The sequence below is a fragment of the Arthrobacter sp. FW305-BF8 genome (assembly GCF_021789315.1).
GTDB lineage: Bacteria > Actinomycetota > Actinomycetes > Actinomycetales > Micrococcaceae > Arthrobacter.
Genome location: NZ_CP084561.1, coordinates 1,756,922 through 1,773,092, shown reverse-complemented (window position 1 = coordinate 1,773,092; position 16,171 = coordinate 1,756,922). Strand labels below are relative to the sequence as shown.

General features: G+C 65.5%; 17 protein-coding genes and 3 tRNA genes. 4 read left to right on the top strand and 16 right to left on the bottom strand.

The genetic code is table 11. The features are described 5' to 3' along the window. Positions 1–28: 28 nt before the first annotated feature. The 6 genes from LFT45_RS07865 to rpsB form a co-directional block, all read right to left on the bottom strand. A complete protein-coding gene (locus LFT45_RS07865) occupies positions 29–616 on the bottom strand; it encodes a DivIVA domain-containing protein (RefSeq protein WP_440155533.1) in 588 nt (195 codons plus the stop codon). Between the two features lie 118 nt (positions 617–734). Further along, positions 735–1,658 carry a phosphatidate cytidylyltransferase gene (locus tag LFT45_RS07860; protein WP_236807822.1) on the bottom strand — a complete coding sequence of 308 codons (924 nt, stop codon included), beginning with the start codon at positions 1,656–1,658 and terminating at the stop codon, positions 735–737. Beyond that, the gene (frr, locus tag LFT45_RS07855; protein WP_102970813.1) at positions 1,658–2,215 is read right to left on the bottom strand and encodes a ribosome recycling factor; all 558 of its coding nucleotides are present in this window, start codon (positions 2,213–2,215) and stop codon (positions 1,658–1,660) included. The genes LFT45_RS07860 and frr overlap by 1 nt, the downstream gene beginning before the upstream one ends. Positions 2,216–2,312: 97 nt before the next feature. After that, positions 2,313–3,050: a UMP kinase gene (gene pyrH / locus LFT45_RS07850; RefSeq protein ID WP_236807821.1), complete on the bottom strand. Its 738-nt coding sequence runs from the start codon at positions 3,048–3,050 to the stop codon at positions 2,313–2,315. 125 nt (positions 3,051–3,175) lie between these two features. Beyond that, positions 3,176–4,012, bottom strand: a complete 837-nt coding sequence (tsf, locus tag LFT45_RS07845) for a translation elongation factor Ts (protein ID WP_102970811.1) — start codon at positions 4,010–4,012, stop codon at positions 3,176–3,178. Positions 4,013–4,138: 126 nt separating this feature from the next. Continuing rightward, a complete protein-coding gene (rpsB, locus tag LFT45_RS07840; protein WP_102970810.1) occupies positions 4,139–5,008 on the bottom strand; it encodes a 30S ribosomal protein S2 in 870 nt (289 codons plus the stop codon). Positions 5,009–5,441: 433 nt separating this feature from the next. Here rpsB and LFT45_RS07835 point away from each other — a divergent pair, with 433 nt between their 5' ends. Then, on the top strand, positions 5,442–5,963 hold the full coding sequence (locus LFT45_RS07835) for a M23 family metallopeptidase (protein WP_236807820.1): 522 nt from the start codon (positions 5,442–5,444) through the stop codon (positions 5,961–5,963). A 60-nt stretch (positions 5,964–6,023) separates the two neighbouring features. Here the strand turns inward: LFT45_RS07835 and LFT45_RS07830 are convergent, their stop codons facing one another. From LFT45_RS07830 to LFT45_RS07800, 7 genes are all read right to left on the bottom strand, one after another. Beyond that, on the bottom strand, positions 6,024–7,214 hold the full coding sequence (locus LFT45_RS07830) for an acyl-CoA dehydrogenase family protein (RefSeq protein ID WP_236807819.1): 1,191 nt from the start codon (positions 7,212–7,214) through the stop codon (positions 6,024–6,026). A 131-nt stretch (positions 7,215–7,345) separates the two neighbouring features. Next, a complete protein-coding gene (locus LFT45_RS07825) occupies positions 7,346–7,669 on the bottom strand; it encodes a hypothetical protein (protein ID WP_236807818.1) in 324 nt (107 codons plus the stop codon). A gap of 81 nt (positions 7,670–7,750) precedes the next feature. Next, positions 7,751–7,824: transfer RNA gene (locus LFT45_RS07820), tRNA-Ile, on the bottom strand. A gap of 147 nt (positions 7,825–7,971) precedes the next feature. Further along, complete coding sequence (locus LFT45_RS07815; protein WP_236807817.1) at positions 7,972–9,168, bottom strand: glycosyltransferase; 1,197 nt, start codon at positions 9,166–9,168, stop codon at positions 7,972–7,974. A 106-nt stretch (positions 9,169–9,274) separates the two neighbouring features. Further along, positions 9,275–10,183: a DMT family transporter gene (locus LFT45_RS07810; RefSeq protein WP_236807816.1), complete on the bottom strand. Its 909-nt coding sequence runs from the start codon at positions 10,181–10,183 to the stop codon at positions 9,275–9,277. After that, positions 10,183–10,806: a CDP-alcohol phosphatidyltransferase family protein gene (locus tag LFT45_RS07805; RefSeq protein WP_236807815.1), complete on the bottom strand. Its 624-nt coding sequence runs from the start codon at positions 10,804–10,806 to the stop codon at positions 10,183–10,185. Before LFT45_RS07805 ends, LFT45_RS07810 begins: the two co-directional genes overlap by 1 nt. A 55-nt stretch (positions 10,807–10,861) precedes the next feature. Continuing rightward, positions 10,862–11,743 carry a phage holin family protein gene (locus LFT45_RS07800; protein WP_236807814.1) on the bottom strand — a complete coding sequence of 294 codons (882 nt, stop codon included), beginning with the start codon at positions 11,741–11,743 and terminating at the stop codon, positions 10,862–10,864. A 179-nt stretch (positions 11,744–11,922) separates the two neighbouring features. Here LFT45_RS07800 and LFT45_RS07795 point away from each other — a divergent pair, with 179 nt between their 5' ends. The 3 genes from LFT45_RS07795 (at position 11,923) to LFT45_RS07785 (ending at position 13,861) form a co-directional block, all read left to right on the top strand. Further along, positions 11,923–13,143, top strand: a complete 1,221-nt coding sequence (locus tag LFT45_RS07795; protein WP_236807813.1) for a multidrug effflux MFS transporter — start codon at positions 11,923–11,925, stop codon at positions 13,141–13,143. 33 nt (positions 13,144–13,176) lie between these two features. Continuing rightward, complete coding sequence (locus LFT45_RS07790; protein WP_236807812.1) at positions 13,177–13,356, top strand: complement resistance protein TraT; 180 nt, start codon at positions 13,177–13,179, stop codon at positions 13,354–13,356. A gap of 97 nt (positions 13,357–13,453) precedes the next feature. Further along, on the top strand, positions 13,454–13,861 hold the full coding sequence (locus LFT45_RS07785) for a hypothetical protein (RefSeq protein WP_076798221.1): 408 nt from the start codon (positions 13,454–13,456) through the stop codon (positions 13,859–13,861). 78 nt (positions 13,862–13,939) lie between these two features. On the opposite strand, the gene LFT45_RS07780 is transcribed toward LFT45_RS07785, so the two are convergent. The 3 genes from LFT45_RS07780 to dnaG form a co-directional block, all read right to left on the bottom strand. Beyond that, positions 13,940–14,012 (bottom strand) — tRNA-Asn (locus LFT45_RS07780). 125 nt (positions 14,013–14,137) lie between these two features. Then, positions 14,138–14,210 (bottom strand) — tRNA-Asn (locus LFT45_RS07775). A gap of 66 nt (positions 14,211–14,276) precedes the next feature. Next, positions 14,277–16,151 (bottom strand): DNA primase, encoded by a 1,875-nt coding sequence (gene dnaG / locus LFT45_RS07770; RefSeq protein ID WP_236807811.1) that lies wholly within the window; start codon positions 16,149–16,151, stop codon positions 14,277–14,279. Positions 16,152–16,171 lie beyond the last annotated feature (20 nt).

Below are 16,171 nucleotides of genomic sequence, written 5' to 3'. Positions count from 1 at the left end.
CGGCCAGCCAGCACTGCTGGCCAGGCTGTCAGTCGATGGCGGCCATCAGCTCGACCACCCGGTCGAGGAAGGCGTCCACCTGGGTCTCCTCATAGCCGTCCTTGCCGGCGGCAGGCCGGAAGACGGCCCGGCGTACGTTGTCAACGCTGAGGGGCTTGTCCTGTTCCAGGTAGCCGATCAGGTCCAGGCACAGGGCGTCCACGTCTTTGGTGTTGTAGCTGCGCGCCTTTTTCTTGACCGGGCGGCGGAACCTCTCGCCGTCGGGCCGGTGAAGGCGGCCCCGCAGCGTTCCGGAAAGCTGTCCGATCTGCCGGAGCCAGGCGTCCTCGCCGCGTTCGGCGATAAGGTCGTCCCGCTCCCTGCGGGCGAAGGCGTCTTCCAGACGGTCCAGGGCGGCGTCCACGGCGGTGGCGGAGTATCCGCCCTTGATGGGGTCGAAGGACACGGACCGGACGTCGGCGCTCTTGAGCGGGTGGGCGGCCGCTTCGGGCGTCTCCAGTGATACGCGGGCCTGCTGCAGGAACTGGTCCACCTGCTTTGCGTTGTAGCCGTAGTCCGTCCGCGCCACGCGTTCGAACGACGCCGGAATCTGCCGCTTGCTGTCCACTCTCACCATGTTTCCTTCGATACTTCTTCGGCGGTTCGTAACCGCATTATTCTAGGGCGTCGCGGATGGCCGGGTGCCAGAGGCACCTGCGGGAAGGCACTCCTGCGACAAGCAGGCCTGGCGGAACTCAGGTCCCGGAAAACAGGACGAACAGCATGAAGGCCACCGGCGAGGCGAACACGATCGAGTCGAGCCGGTCCATCACCCCGCCGTGTCCCGGCAGGATGCTGCTCATGTCCTTGACGCCGAGTTCGCGTTTGACCATCGATTCGGCGAGGTCTCCGGCGGTGGCGGCCGCAACCATGCCGATGGCCAGCACGACGCCCACCCACCAGGGCTTGTTCAGCAGGAAGATGCTGGCCAGGATCCCGACGACCATGGCGCCCGCAATGGATCCGGCAAAACCCTCCCAGGACTTTTTCGGGCTGATCTTTGGCGCCATGGGGTGCTTGCCCAGCCGCGCGCCTACGAGGTACCCAAAAGTGTCGTTGGAAACCACCAGGAGCAGCAGGATGACGATCTGCCAGGCGCCCTCCGGCACAGTTCCGCCCGGCCATGGGCCCACCGGGGAGGCGCCGCCCTCGACGTGCAGCGGCAGCGCGGCGAAACTGATCAGGAAGGGCACCCAGGCGAGGGTGAACACCCCGGCGAAAATGCTGCGGGCCGAGCCGGTTGCGCTTTCCACGGACCGCCAGAGCAGCGCCGCCACGCTGCTGGCGAGCATCGCGAACAGCAGGCTTTCCAGCCCGCCGAAGTAGGCCGAGAACGGCATGGCCACCGTGCCCACCATGACGGGCACAATGGGCAGGCGTGTGCCGTTGGCTTCGAGCGCGCGGAAGACCTCCCACACGCCGAAGGCGGCGAAGGCCGTAACCACGGCAACAAAGCCGAGCGGCAGGAAGAGCAGCCCGCCGAGCACCGCCAGGAGCATGGCCAGGCCCACGGCGATTGCCGCCGGAAGGTTACGCCCGGCCCCAGGAGTGGGGTTGGGCCTTGGCTGGCGGGTCCGGGTTCGGGCCCGCGCACCGGGGGCCTGCTGTGCCTGGCCCATCAGACCTCGAGCAGCTCAGCTTCCTTGCGCTTGAGGAGCTCGTCGATTCCCTCGACGTGCTGCTTGGTGATCGCGTCGAGTTCCTTTTCACCGCGGGTGCCCTCGTCCTCGCCGGCTTCGCCGTCCTTGACAAGCCGGTCCAGGGTTTCCTTGGCCTTGCGGCGAATGTTGCGGATGGACACCTTGGCGTCCTCGCCCTTGGCCTTGACGATCTTGACGTATTCCTTGCGGCGTTCCTTCGTCAGCTCCGGAATGGTGATGCGGATGACGTTGCCGTCGTTGGACGGGTTGGCGCCGACCTCGGAGTCGCTCAGTGCCCGTTCGATGTCGCGCAGGGCGGTCTTGTCGAACGGCGTGATGAGGATGGTGCGGGCATCCGGGATCGCGAAGGATGCCAGCTGCTGCAGCGGGGTGGGGGTGCCGTAGTACTCCACCATGACCTTGTTGTACAGGCCCGGGTTTGCCCGCCCGGTGCGGATCGAGGCGAAGTCTTCCTTGGCGACCTCAACAGCCTTGTCCATCTTGTCCCCGGCTTCGAGCAGGGTTTCTTCGATCACGGTCTCTCCTCAGAAATTGGTTCCCGGCAAACCGGGCATTTCACAATCCTGGTCCCGCCCAGTGGGCGGAACCGTCCTAGAAATATCCTAGCTGTAACTAGGGCGTGACCAGCGTTCCCAGCTTTTCGCCGCGGATGGCACGCGTGACGTTGCCTTCGCCTTCCATGCCGAACACCACCATGGAGAGCTTGTTGTCCTTGCACATCGTCATGGCGGTCTGGTCCATGACGCGGATGTCGCGGCGCAGCGCGTCGTCGTAGCTGAGGTTTTCCAGCTTTTCAGCGGTCGGGTCCTTCTTGGGGTCGGCGGTGTATACGCCGTCCACGCCGCTCTTGGCCATGAGCACCACGTCGGCGTGCACCTCGAGTGCGCGCTGGGCAGCCACGGTGTCCGTGGAGAAGTACGGCAGGCCTGCGCCGGCACCGAAGATGACTACGCGGTTCTTTTCCATGTGGCGGATGGCGCGGCGGGGAATGTAGGCCTCGGCCACCTGTCCCATGGTGATGGCGCTCTGGACCCGGGTCTCAACACCGGCTTGCTCCAGGAAGTCCTGCAAGGCGAGGCAGTTCATGACGGTTCCCAGCATGCCCATGTAGTCGGCACGCGAACGGTCCATCCCGCTCTGGGACAGCTCGGCACCGCGGAAGAAGTTGCCGCCGCCAACCACGATGGCCACCTCGACGTCGGGAACGGCGGCAGCGATCTGCTTGGCCACTGCGCGAACGGTGTCCGGGTCGACGCCCAGCTTGCCGCCGCCGAAGACTTCACCGGACAGCTTCAGGAGAACCCGGCGCCTGCTCTTCTCTGACTGGACGGGAGTATTGACGGCTTCCATGGTGCCTTCCGGTTGGTGAACTCTGAGCTAGGTTATCGCGCATCCGGCCAGCGCTCATATTTCTTATGTGGCCGGTGCATGCAAAAGGGGCGGCCACCGAAGTGGCCACCCCCTTGCTTGTCAGACTAGGAGCCGACGCGGAAACGCGTGAACGCGGTTCCCTTGACGCCGGCCTCTTCGAGGACCTGCGCCACAGACTTCTTGGCGTCCTTGGCGAAGGCCTGGTCAACCAGGACCTCACCCTTGTAGAAGCCGGTAACGCGGCCTTCGACGATCTTGGTCATCGCAGCTTCGGGCTTGCCCTCGGCCTTTGCGGTTTCCTCGGCGATGCGGCGCTCGGACTCGACGAGCTCAGCCGGAACATCCTCACGGGAGAGGTAGTTCGGGGCCATGGCTGCAACGTGAACGGCAACATCGTGCGCGGCGGTGGCAGCTGCTTCGCCTTCGCCGTCAACAGCGAACAGGACGCCGACCTGGGCCGGGAGGTCCTTGGACGTCTTGTGCAGGTAAGCGTCGACCGTAGCACCCTCGATGCGGGAGATGCGGCGGACAACGACCTTTTCGCCGAGAATTGCGCCCTCTTCGACGACAACCTCGGACAGCGGCTTGCCGTCAACATCGGTGGCGAGCAGGGTCTCGAGGTCGGCAGCGCCGGACTCGACGGCGACGGCCAGGACCTTGTCAGCCAGCTGGATGAACTTGTCAGCCTTGGCGACGAAGTCGGTCTCGCAGTTGACCTCGATCATTACGCCGACGCCGCCCGCGACCTTGGCAGCAACCAGGCCTTCAGCGGTGGAGCGGCCTTCGCGCTTGGTGGCGCCCTTCAGGCCCTTGATGCGGATGATCTCGATCGCCTTCTCGGCGTCGCCGTTGGCTTCGTCGAGAGCCTTCTTGACATCCATCATGCCGGCGCCGGTGCGCTCGCGCAGAGCCTTGATATCAGCGGCAGTGTAGTTCGCCATGTGAACCCCTCTGTCTAGAAAATTTTTGTGTGTACGGACCGACAGGACGGCAGCTCACACAGTGAGCGGCCATCCTGTCAGTTGCCCGGACGCTGCGGACAGCGCCCGGAAATCCCGATGAAGTTGTTACTTCGCGGAGTCGGTACCCTCGGCAGCAGCCGGGGCTTCCTCTGCGGCGGGAGCTTCTTCTGCGGCGGGAGCAGCCTCGGCAGCCGGGGCTTCCTCGGTCTTGCTGCCTTCGAGGAGCTCGCGCTCCCACTCAGCCAGCGGCTCTTCCGGGGTCTCGGTGGTGCCGGTTGCGCGCTGGTTGCGGGCGATGAGGCCCTCAGCAACGGCGTCAGCAACAACGCGGGTCAGGAGGTTCACGGAGCGGATGGCGTCGTCGTTGCCCGGGATCGGGAAGTCGACTTCGTCCGGATCGCAGTTGGTGTCCAGGATGGCAACAACCGGGATGTTGAGCTTCTTGGCCTCGTCAACAGCCAGGTGCTCCTTCTTGGTGTCGACAACCCACAGCACGGACGGTGCCTTGGTCAGGTTGCGGATACCGCCGAGGTTGGACTCGAGCTTGGTGAGCTCGCGGCGCAGAAGCAGCAGTTCCTTCTTGGTGTAAGCGGAGCCGGCGACGTCGTCGAAGTCGATCTCTTCGAGTTCCTTCATGCGCTGGATACGCTTGGCAACAGTCTGGAAGTTGGTGAGCATACCGCCGAGCCAACGCTGGTTGACGTACGGCTGGCCAACGCGGGTGGCCTGCTCGGCGATGGCTTCCTGAGCCTGCTTCTTGGTGCCGACGAACAGCACGGTGCCGCCGTGGGCAACGGTGGCCTTGACGAACTCGTAGGCACGGTCGATGTAGGACAGCGACTGCTGGAGGTCAATGATGTAGATGCCGTTGCGCTCGGTGAAGATGAAGCGCTTCATCTTCGGGTTCCAACGGCGGGTCTGGTGTCCAAAGTGGACGCCGCTGTCAAGCAGCTGGCGCATGGTTACGACGGGCATGCCGACGCTCCTTCCGGCAGGTCATTCATGAGAGCGGCCGCGGCCGCTCTTACCCTGCCAATAGTTGACGGTTAATTAGCCTTACCCGGGCGGGCACAGGCTCCTGGCATCCATTGCACTTCTCATCAGGACCGTTGCCGGGCCTGACCGCAAGAGGCACAATCCTCCGCAGCAGCAAGCGACTGCTTACCGGTGGTGGAGGGCTGGATACGCGTAGTCAGCTGCTGCTCCCCCGCACTCCTGAATGGGGCGTGCTGACGCTAGCCACGAAATGGAATGCGTTGAGGGCACAGCAAACTGCTCCACCAAGTGTACTACAGCGGACCGCGGCAAATGCACCGGTCCTGCCGCATCACTGCTGCAACGTGCGGCGTTTTCCACATAGGCCGGAGGCCCCGTTCCTGCCGGTGGATCGGGCGCCCATGCTGGGGACATGAGAGCTTTTGTGATGGCGGCGCTGCTCCTGCTCACGACCGCGGCCGCCGCACCCGCCCCATTTGTCTTAGCACCGGCTTCCCCCGCTTGGGCCACCACGGCGGCGCCGGCGGGCTGGAGCTGGCCACTTGCGCCGCGGCCGGCGGTCCTGCGCCCATTCGACCCTCCTGACAAACCGTGGCTGAGCGGGCACCGGGGCGTGGACCTTGGATCAGCGTCCGACGGCGGTCCGGTCACCGCCCCGGAGTCCGGCACCGTCAGCTTCGTGGGCGTGGTGGTGGACCGGCCCGTCATCACCATTGATCACGGCAATGGCCTGCGCAGCAGCTTCGAACCGGTGCGGAGCACACTCAGGAAGGGCGCTTCCGTGGCCAAGGGCGCCGTGGTGGGCACCCTACTGGCCGGCCATTGCGGCTCCTCGCCCTGCGTGCACTGGGGCGTCCGCCGCGGAGAGCAGTACCTCAACCCATTGTCCTTCATCCTGGACCTGCGGCCCTCGGTGCTGCTGCCGCTGAACTGAGCTGTTGAACTGAGCTGCTGAACTGAGCTGCCCGACGATCGCGGACTGGACGATCGCGGACTAGACGATCGCGGAGACGCCGGTGATGGCCCGCCCCGCCACCAGGGTATTGACTTCGTGGGTGCCCTCATAGGAGTAGATCGCCTCGGCGTCGGCGAAGATCTTTGCCATCTCGAAGTCCGTCACAATGCCGTTTCCGCCGAGCAGGCTCCGGCCGATGGCCACGCTTTCCCGCATCCGCGCAGTGGTGAAGGCCTTGGCGAGGGCTGACTGCTCATCCTTGGCCTGGCCGGCATCCTCGAGCTGGGCGAGCCGCACCATCATGCCCATGGAACTGACGGCGTTCCCCAGGATCTGGACCAGCTGGCTCTGCACCAGCTGGAAGGCGGCCAGCGGGCGCCCGAACTGGTGCCGCTCCACGGCGTAGCGCCGGGCCACGTCGAAGGCGGCGAGCTGCTGGCCCACTGCCTGCCAGGCAACGGCGAGGCGGGTGACCTTGAGGACCTTGTTGGTATCCCGGAAGCTGTTGGCGTTGGCCAGCTTGAAGAAGTCCGGCACCACCACATTGTCGAGGGTGATGTCCGCGTTCTGCACGGTCCGCAGCGAGATCTTGTTCTCGATCTTCGTTGCACTGAACCCCGGCAGCGTGGTGTCCACGAGAAAAGCCTTGACCTGGTTGTCAGCCACATCACGCGCGTAGACCACCACCCAGTCGCAGAATGTTGCGTTGCCGATCCAGCGCTTGGCGCCGTTGAGAACCCAGCGGTCACCGTCCCGCCTTGCGGTGGTGCGCGTGCCGCCGGCGACGTCGGAACCGCCGAGGGGTTCCGTCAGCCCGAAGGCACCGATCTTGCGCAGCGAGTAGATGTCCGGCAGCCAGGCATCCTGCTGCTCCTGGGAAGCCAGGGCTTCGATGGAGCCGGCGAAGAGCCCGTCGTGCACACCCATGAAGGTGGCGATGGACGCGTCCGCGCGGGTCACCTCCGCGTGCACAATGCCGGCGAACAGATTGGAATAGCCCTGCCGCCGCACCGGGCTGACGAGGTCGAGCTCGGCCAGCCTGGGAATCAGGTCCATGGGAAATTCGCCGCGGTTCCAGCAGTCCACCGCAATGGGCTTCACTTCCCGGGCCAGGAAGCAGCGGACCTCGGCCAGCCTGTCCCGCTCCTTGGAAGTGAGCAGCTGCTCGAAGGAGAAGAAGTCGCCGTCGGCGTAGGGCAGGCTGTTGATGTCGGTTTCAGCGGCGGACATGGCGCTCCTTGCAGTGACCCAGTGCCCTGCGGCCGCGGCGGAGAAGGCCGCGGCCAGGACTTGTTACTGATGAGTAACTTACAGCACGGGAAGGCAGAAGGAAAGCGCAACACCGCCTGATCCTCCCTGGCTCAGTCCTCCCGGGGAACCCGGCCCTCTTCGCTTCGGAACATGCCGGCGAACAGCAGCGCGAGCACTCCGACGAGGTAGGCGACACTGGCCGCGATGAACCAACTCAGCAGAAAGTACTCGGCCTTGGTCACAACAATGGCCAGGCAGAAAGCGAGTGCAAACAGGTTGGCCACTACTGCAGCTTCACGCCAGCGCGTCAGCCGCCGCCGCCATTTTCGGCGCGGGATGTTGGATGGTGACAGCCGGTCCTCGAGTGCCAGGAAAACGAGAAGGGCGGGAATGACCTCCGCCAGCAACCCGGCCGTGGAGACGTCTATGGTCATGGCCGAACTCTATGCCCGGCGACCAGCCTGGAAAAGAAGAAGAGCCCTGACCCGCGATGACGCGAATCAGGGCTCTGGAGGTAGGGCTACTCGGACTTGAACCGAGGACCTTAGGATTATGAGTCCCGCGCTCTAACCAGCTGAGCTATAGCCCCGTGCACCGGCCCCGCATACCGGGAGGTGCGCCCGGCCAGCGCCGGCCCGGAAGGGGGCCCGTCGTCGGCGGGGCAGATTCACTCTAGCAAACCGGCGAAGGGCTTCAGACCACTTCACACACCGCCAACCTCAAGCAACCCCGGCACCTAGACGACTTTGTCCTCGTAGTTCGCCCCGTAGTAGAGGTCCTCAAATGTCTGCAGGGTCCCCTGGATGCTGTGCGGTTCCACCATGCACCGGCTGGCGTCGCCCATGGCCTTGCGCTCTTCGGCCGGCAGCCGGAGAATCCGGGTGATCTTAGCTGCCAGGTCTGCGCTGTCGTTGGGCGTGAACAGGTAGCCGTTCTCGCCGTCGCGCACCAGGTGCGGAAGGGCCATCGCGTCCGCCAGCAGGACAGGCGTCGACGCGGACATGGCCTCCAGGGTCACCAGTGACTGCAGTTCCGCGGTACCGGGCATGCAGAACAGGTCAGCCCGGATGTAGGCCTCACGCAGTTCGTCATCACTGGCCAGGCCCAGGAACTTCACCCGGTCCTGCAGGCCGAGCCGTTCCACCAGGGCCTCCAGCGACGGGCGGACCTCGCCGCCGCCGACGATTTCAAGATGGACCTTCAGGTCCGCGGGGGTGGCGGCCACCGCCTTGATCAGCACGTCCACGTGCTTCTCCTCGGCCAGGCGGCCCGCGAACAGCACCGTGGGGTGTTCGTGCGGCTCAATGACCTCGTCGGGCTTGGGTTCGTAGGCTGCCGAGTCGATGCCGTTGGACAGCGGCAGTACCTTGCGCAGGAAGGCATGCTGGTGCATGGCCTTCGCGGCCAGCGGCGTGGGCGTCGTAACGACGTCCGCCTGGCCCATGACCTTCCCCATGTCCTTCCAGGAGATCTTTCCGATGATGTCCTTGAACCACTGCGGGAACGGCAGGAACGGGTTGAGGTTCTCCGGCATGAAGTGGTTGGTGGCGACGACGCGGACGCCGCGCTTCACTGCCTCATAGAGGACGTGCTCGCCGATCATGTAGTGGCTTTGGATGTGCACTACGTCCGGCTGGACCTTGTCGAACAGGAGGCTGATTTCTTTCTTGATCTCCCACGGGAAACAGACCCTGAAGTACTCGTGCGTGAAAACGCTGTGCGAGCGGAGGCGGTGGACGGTGGCTTCGGCGCGGAACTCCGTAAAGCTCCTGCCCTTGTCCTGCCGGCACGCCAGCACGTGGACATCGTGTCCGCGAGCCGTCATGCCTTTGGCCAGCCGGTAGCCGAACTGGGCGGCTCCGTTAACGTGTGGCGGGTACGTGTCGGCCGCGATAAGGATGGTCAGTGGACGCTGGGCGTCGGGCATGGTCACGTAGAAAGCTCCTGGTGGTCATGGTGGTCGGCTGCGGCTGACCACACCGGCCGGTGCCGGCACGTGATGCACCGGCACATTCTTGCCTGTTCCGCAGTAAAACCGGCTAGTGGGACGCCCTGCCCGTGGCCTTCCGAACGTCCTTCTTCCGCTTGGTGACCTCGGGATGGTGTCTTGAAAGGGCAATTACCCCCACGATAGCAAGGGTTGCCGCCGTACCCATGGCAATCGCCTGGACGGCGTGGACATCGGGGCGCAGCTCGCCGAGGATCGTGATGCCAATCGCGATGCCCACAATAGGGTCCACCACGGTGAGGCCGGCGATCACCAGATCCGGCGGACCGGAGGAGTAGGCGCTCTGGACGAACCATGACCCGAGTCCCCCGGCCGCTGCAATGGCCACCACCGAATACCACGGCACGTTGAGGAGGAACAGGCCGTTCGGGTCCAGGAGATGCTTGCCGATGATCCGGGTCAGCACGGCCACGAAACCAAACAGGATGCCGGCACCCAAAATGTAAATGAACGCGCTCATGCGGTGCTTGAACATGGCCGCGAGGCTGCCGAAGATGCCCACCGCCAGTGCAAGCAGCAGCACAATCGTGAGTTCGTCTTCAGGCGTGACGTGGTGGCTCTCCTGCGTGACAGTCACGGCAAGCAGGACGAACAGCGCCGAACCCGTAACGCACGCGGTGATGGCCACCACCGTGGCCCGGTTGATGCTCAACCCCTGGTCCTTGGTGTTGACCACGGTGGTGATCACCAGGGCGATGGCGCCAATGGGCTGGACCACGGTCAGCGGTGCCGTAACCAGTGCTACCGAGTTCATGGCCATGCCGAGGCAGAGGAGGAAGAGGCCAAAGACCCACCGTGGGTTCCGCAGGAGCCGCAGGAAGCCGTTGGAACTCAGCGCCAGCCCCCCGGTGTCCGCCTTGACGGCACTGCCCTGGCGCTGGGCGCCAAAGGCGAGGCAAAAGGCGCCCATGACCGCAAGCGCAACCGCCACCCAGACCATCAGCCGTTCCCGCCGTTGTCGGGAGCCAGCATTTTTCCTTTGCGGCGGATCGCCCAGAAATAGTTGTAGCCGGCAATCCAGTGTCCAACGAGACCCAGCCCCAAAACCACCCAGGCTGCCACGAACCATGCCCCGGCGAACGGAATGGGCAGCTTGGACAGCATCAGGAGCGGAGTACCCAGCAGCAGCAGGCCCGTGCGGGCCTTGCCCACCAGGCTGACGGGAAGGTCCGGGTGGCCGCGGAAGTAGAACAGCGACATGCCCAGCAGGACGGCATCGGGGACCACCAACGCTGCCAGGTACCACCACTGCACGACGCCGGCGATCACCAGGGTGACCGCGACGGCTATCAGGGCCAGCCGGTCGGCGATGGGGTCCAGGACGCGCCCCAGTTTGGAAGTCTGGTTGAACCGCCGGGCGACATATCCGTCAATCCAGTCGGTGCTGCCCATGATGGCCAGCACCAGCACTGCTACTCCGTATTCCTTCCGGGCCAAAACAAGCCAGACGAAAATCGGCACGCCCATGAAGCGCAGTACCGTGAGGAGGTTGGGGACGGTGTAGACCAGATCACGATCGACATGCGGCCGCCCGGCACGGGAACCAGCGCCGATGAATCTCATCAGGCCTCCCTCTCCGCGGCCGGCGGCCTCTTACAGTCTTCGTTCAGGGCAAGGCTCAGCTCTTGAAGAGTTTCCGCAGCAGCGTGAGCAGGACGGCCGTGGATGCAGCGAGGGCCAGCAGCGGCTTCCAGCGCGCCTCCAGCTGTCCGGGCAGCGAGGCCTCCGAAGCCCCGGAGCGCGCCGACGCCGACATGGCGGCGAAACGTTCGGCGGCACGTCCGCGGGCCTCCTGGAACTTCTCGTTGCCCTCCGCGGCGCGGTGCTTCGCGACGCCGAGCAGGGCCTGGGCCTGGGTCTTCACGTCCAGTTCCTCGCCAAGCTCATCGCGCACACCGGTCAGGTGTTCACGGCGCTGCTTCAGCCGGCGGCGGAGTTCAGGCTCGGTGGCCACGGGGACATCCACGGCCTCGGCCGACTTCTTGGCTTCCTTGTCCGCCTTCTCTCTGGCCTTCTGCGCGGCCTTTGCTTCCGCGGCGGCCTTCGCCTGGGGCGAATTGGGATCAAGCACGGCGGCGTTGAAGTCCGAGCCCTCTTTGGCGATGCCCAGATCGTGTTTCAGGCCGCGGACCGTGTCCTCCGGAATCAGCGGCATGGCCTGCTTGAACTTCCGGAGGCCGATGAGCCCGCCAATCAGCGCAATAAGCAGGAAGACCGCGCTGACGAGCAGCGCAGCCAGCCAGGCCGGCATGATGGTGGCCAGGCCCATGATGGCTGCCACGATCAGACCGGTGACCAGCAGTGCAAGGAAAACGGCGGCCACGCCGAAGAACGCACCGGCGACGCCGAGCTGCTTGCCTTTGCGCTTCGCTTCGATCTTGGCCAGGGCGATCTCATCATTGAGCTGGCGCGGCGCAAGTTTGAGGGCCAGTTTCACTGTCTTTGGCAGCGCAGTGATACGCAGTCCTTGGTTGGTCCGCCCGCTGTGACGCCCGCTCATAGGTTCCGCCTTACTGGTCCGTCGTCGATTTTTTTCGCTGCTTTCGGGGGTTTCCGGTGCGTCCGCGCGCCCCCGCTGACAAAACTATCATTCAGGGTCAGCCTGAACTTCTGGAATTAGCCCCGGCGAGCCCTCCAACGCTGTAAAAGTCTGATCTGTCAGCCCTAGGATGGTTCTCTGTGACCACCACCAACCCGGGCGATGCGCTCAGCCGCCGGCAGAAACTCCTGTACATCCTTCTACTCGGCGCGCTCACCGCCCTCGGGCCCTTCACCGTGGACCTCTACCTGCCCGCCTTCCCTGCCCTGGAAGCGAGCCTCAACGTCTCGGAAGCCGCCGTCCAGCTGACGCTCACCGGCACCACTGTCGGCTTCGCCCTGGGGCAGCTGGTGGTGGGACCTTTCAGCGACAAGTTCGGGCGCAGGCTCCCGCTGATCCTGGCCACGGCCCTGCACATTGCTGCCTCCCTCGGGGCGGCGTTCTCGACCGACATCGCGACCCTTGGCGTGTTCCGCGTCCTCATGGGTATCGGCGCGGCCGGCGGCGGCGTGGTGGCGATGGCCATGGTCCGCGACCTGTTCAGCGGGTACGCCATGGTCCGGATGTTCTCCCGGATGGCGCTGGTCAACGGGCTCGCGCCCATCCTGGCGCCCGTCATTGGATCCCAGCTGCTCCTGGTCATGCCGTGGCCCGGCATCTTCGTGTTCCTGGCCTGCTACGGCACCGTGGTGATCCTGGCCGCCATCGTGCTGGTCCGGGAGACGCTGCCGCGGGAGAAACGCGGCCAGTCCGGACTGACGGCCCGGCAGCGGTACGGTGTGCTCTTCTCCGACCGGATCTTCGTGGGGCTGCTGATGCTTGGCGGGATGAACTTCGGTGGCCTGTTTACCTACCTCTCGGCCTCCCCTTTCCTGTTCCAGGACGTCTTCGGGTTCTCACCCCAGCAGTACGGCCTGCTCTTCGGCATCAACTCGCTGGGCATCGTCGCGGGGGTCCAGACAAGCTCCCGGCTGATAAGGCGCGTCCCGCCGCAGTGGATCCTGGCCTGCTCCACGGCCTGGATGTTCCTGATGGCCGTGCTGATCGTCGTGTTCGACCAGCTGGGGTTCGGGCTCTGGGGCGTCCTGGTTCCGCTGTGGTTCTACATCCTGGGCACCGGATTCACCTTCCCCTGCGTGCAGGTCCTGGCGCTGGCCAGCCACGGGGCGCAGGCCGGCACGGCTGCGTCCCTGCTCGGCGCGTCCACGTTCATGATGGCCGGCATCATCTCCCCCGTCGTCGGGTGGCTGGGAGGTAATTCCGCCACCCCCATGGGCGCGGTCCAGGCCTGCTGCATCTTCCTCGCAGCCGCCGCCCTGTGGCTTGTGGTCCGGCCCCGGACGGTGCCTTCGATCCACTGACGTCCCCTGCGGCACCCCGGGTAGGCTGGCAGCATGACCCGCAAACCCCACCGCAACGGCAGAGGGCTGTTCCTCGGAGCCATCCTCGGCGCCGTGGCCGGATTCTTTGCCGGCAGGATGATGGGCAACGCAGCGCTGGGCATCCTGGTGGGCGCCGTCGTCGGTTCTGCCCTGCTGTACCGCGTCAATCCAGGACCGTGGAACCGGTCCTGACCCGCGGCTCCCACTAAGCCGCGCCGTACCTCCGGACCGGGGGCGATCGACGTCAGGCCATCTGTTCGCTGGGGTACCTGCGCGATAAAGTTGTTACGTGCCCCACTGGCAGGATCATCCCCCGCTTCCGGCCACGTGGCAGCGGTGCGACTCCGGCATTCTGCCGTTGTGGTGGGACCGGCTGTGCACCCAGACCAGTGCGCAGTCGGCAGCGCTCTATGCGGCGGGACTTTTCACCGAGGACCGGCGCCGGCCCATAGCCCAGTGGTTCAACCCGGCTTTCAATGCCGCCCTGCTGGTGGCCCCCGAAACCTCTCCCGAATGGCCCGTCCAGCGGTTCGGCATCTTCTATGCCCCGCCCGACGGCGGCTTCACACGCGTGCACTCCTCGCCCCACGAGTGGCACCCCCGCGAGCCGCGGAAGTCCCCCACGGAGCGGGAGGCGTTTGAAGCCGCCATAGCGGAGGCAGAGCGCTTCCTCCAGGTGGAGATGGATTTCGTCTGACGCCGCAGCGCCTGACGCCGCACTGGCGGCACAAAAAAGTCCCGCGGCCGGCTCTGGGGCCAACCGCGGGACTGCGCGCTCCTCCTGCTGGACTTGAACCAGCAACCCTTCGATTAACAGTCGAATGCTCTGCCAATTGAGCTAAGGAGGAATGAAGCAGGTATGACATTAGCAAACGTTCTGCCGCAATGGGAAATCGGCGCCAGTAGTGGGCTCGAATACCCCTCCTGGGTATAAAAAAGTCCCCGTTCCGGAAGCCGGAACGGGGACTGCGCGCTCCTCCTGCTGGACTTGAACCAGCAACCCTTCGATTAACAGTCGAATGCTCTGCCAATTGAGCTAAGGAGGAATGAAGCGGGTACTAGCCTAGCAACACCCTGCCCGGAAACGAAATCGGCGTCTTTGGCTGTCCACCCTAGGCGTCGGAGCGCAGCGACCGGCGCTCCATTTCGAGCATCATGAGCTCGCGGTTCAGCTGCTGGAACTCCTCGGGGTGGGCAGTGGCATCGAGCCGCTGCAACTGCCCCAGTTTGTCTGCCTTGATGCGGGTGATCTGCAGCTCGAACAGCCTGGCGAGGATGTCCCGGCAGTACTTCTGCACCGCTTCGGCAGTGTTGGCCGGCAGCGGCACCACGGCGAGCTCCGACACCAGCGGCTGCAGCGGCTCGGGAACCTCCTGCCGCAACGCTTCCACCCACTGCACGGCATCGCCGGAGAAGCCTGGAGCCGTGGCGCGGATGGCGTCGTGGATGGCCTGGTAGGCGGGCGTGGCGAACCGGGCGGTCGCGAACCGCTCCCAGGCCGCACCCCCCAGCATCGCCGGCTCCTGCAGCGCCACCTCGAGGGCCTGCCGCTCCATGGACGCCACCGGGTCCCGGGGATCGGGACGATGGAAGGACGGAATGACGCCCGACGGCGGGAGCGCGGCTACGCCGGGCACGTTCTGGCTGCTCTGGTCACTGCCGCGCTTAGCGGCGGCCACCACTGCCCTGGAGACGTCCTCGATGGGCATTCCCAGCCACCCGGCCAGTTCCCGGGCATAGCCGGGCCGGAGCCCGGCGTCGCGGATCTGGGCCACCACGGGGGCGGACTCACGCAGCGCGGCGACCCGCCCCTCCACAGTGTCCAGGTTGTGCTTCCGCAGGGTGGCTCGGATGGCGAATTCGAAAAGCGGCCGCCGGGACGCGATGAGGTCGCGGACGGCGGCGTCACCCCTCGTCTGGCGCAGGTCGCAGGGGTCGGCCCCGGTGGGTTCGACGGCCACGTAGGTCTGGGCCACGAAGCGCTGGTCCTCCTCGAAGGCCCGCAGGGCCGCCTTCTGGCCGGCCGCATCGCCGTCGAAGGTGAAGATGACCTCTCCCCCGGTGCCGTCGTCGGACAGCAGCCGGCGGGCAATCTTGATGTGGTCGGCGGCGAACGCTGTACCGCAGGTGGCCACCGCCGTCGGAATTCCGGCAAGGTGGCAGGCCATGACGTCGGTGTAGCCCTCCACCACCACCAGCTGCCGGTCCTTGGCGATGTTCCGTTTGGCAAGGTCGATCCCGTAGAGCACCTGTGACTTCTTGTAGAGCGTGGTTTCCGGCGTGTTGAGGTACTTGGGGCCTTGGTCGTCCTCGTAGAGCTTTCGGGCGCCGAAGCCGATGGTGTCGCCGGCGATGTCCCGGATGGGCCAGATCAGGCGGCCCCGGAAGCGGTCGTAGATGCCCCGGTTGCCTTCGGAGAACATGCCCGTGAGCTTCAGCTCGGGATCAGTAAAGCCCCGGCCCCGCAGATGCTTGAGCAGCGCATCCCAGCCCTGGGGTGCGTAGCCGACGCCGAAGTGGTCGGCCGCTGCCCGGTCGAAGCCCCGCTGCTGCAGGAACTTCCGGCCCTCGGCGGCGCCGGCTGTCAGCAGCTGGGCGCGGAAGAACTCGTCGGCGATCTTGTGGGCATCGAGGAGCCGCTGGCGCTTGCCGACCTCCTCGCGGCTGGGACCCGTGCCGCCGTCCTCGTAGCGGAGCTCGTACCCGATCCGCGCGGCCAGCTTCTCCACGGCCTCGTGGAAGGAGGTGTGGTCCAGCTTCTGCACGAAGGAGATGACGTCGCCGTCCTCGCCGCAGCCGAAGCAGTGGTAGCGGCCCACCTGGGGGCGGACGGTGAACGACGGCGAGCGCTCGTCGTGGAAGGGGCACAGGCCTTTGTAGGAGCCGAGGCCGGCGCCCTTGAGCGTGACGTAGCCGTCGACGACTTCCTTGATGTCCGTGCGCTGGCGGACTTCATCGATGTCTTCCCGTTTAATCAGCCCAGCCACGAAGCAATCCTAGTCTCTGG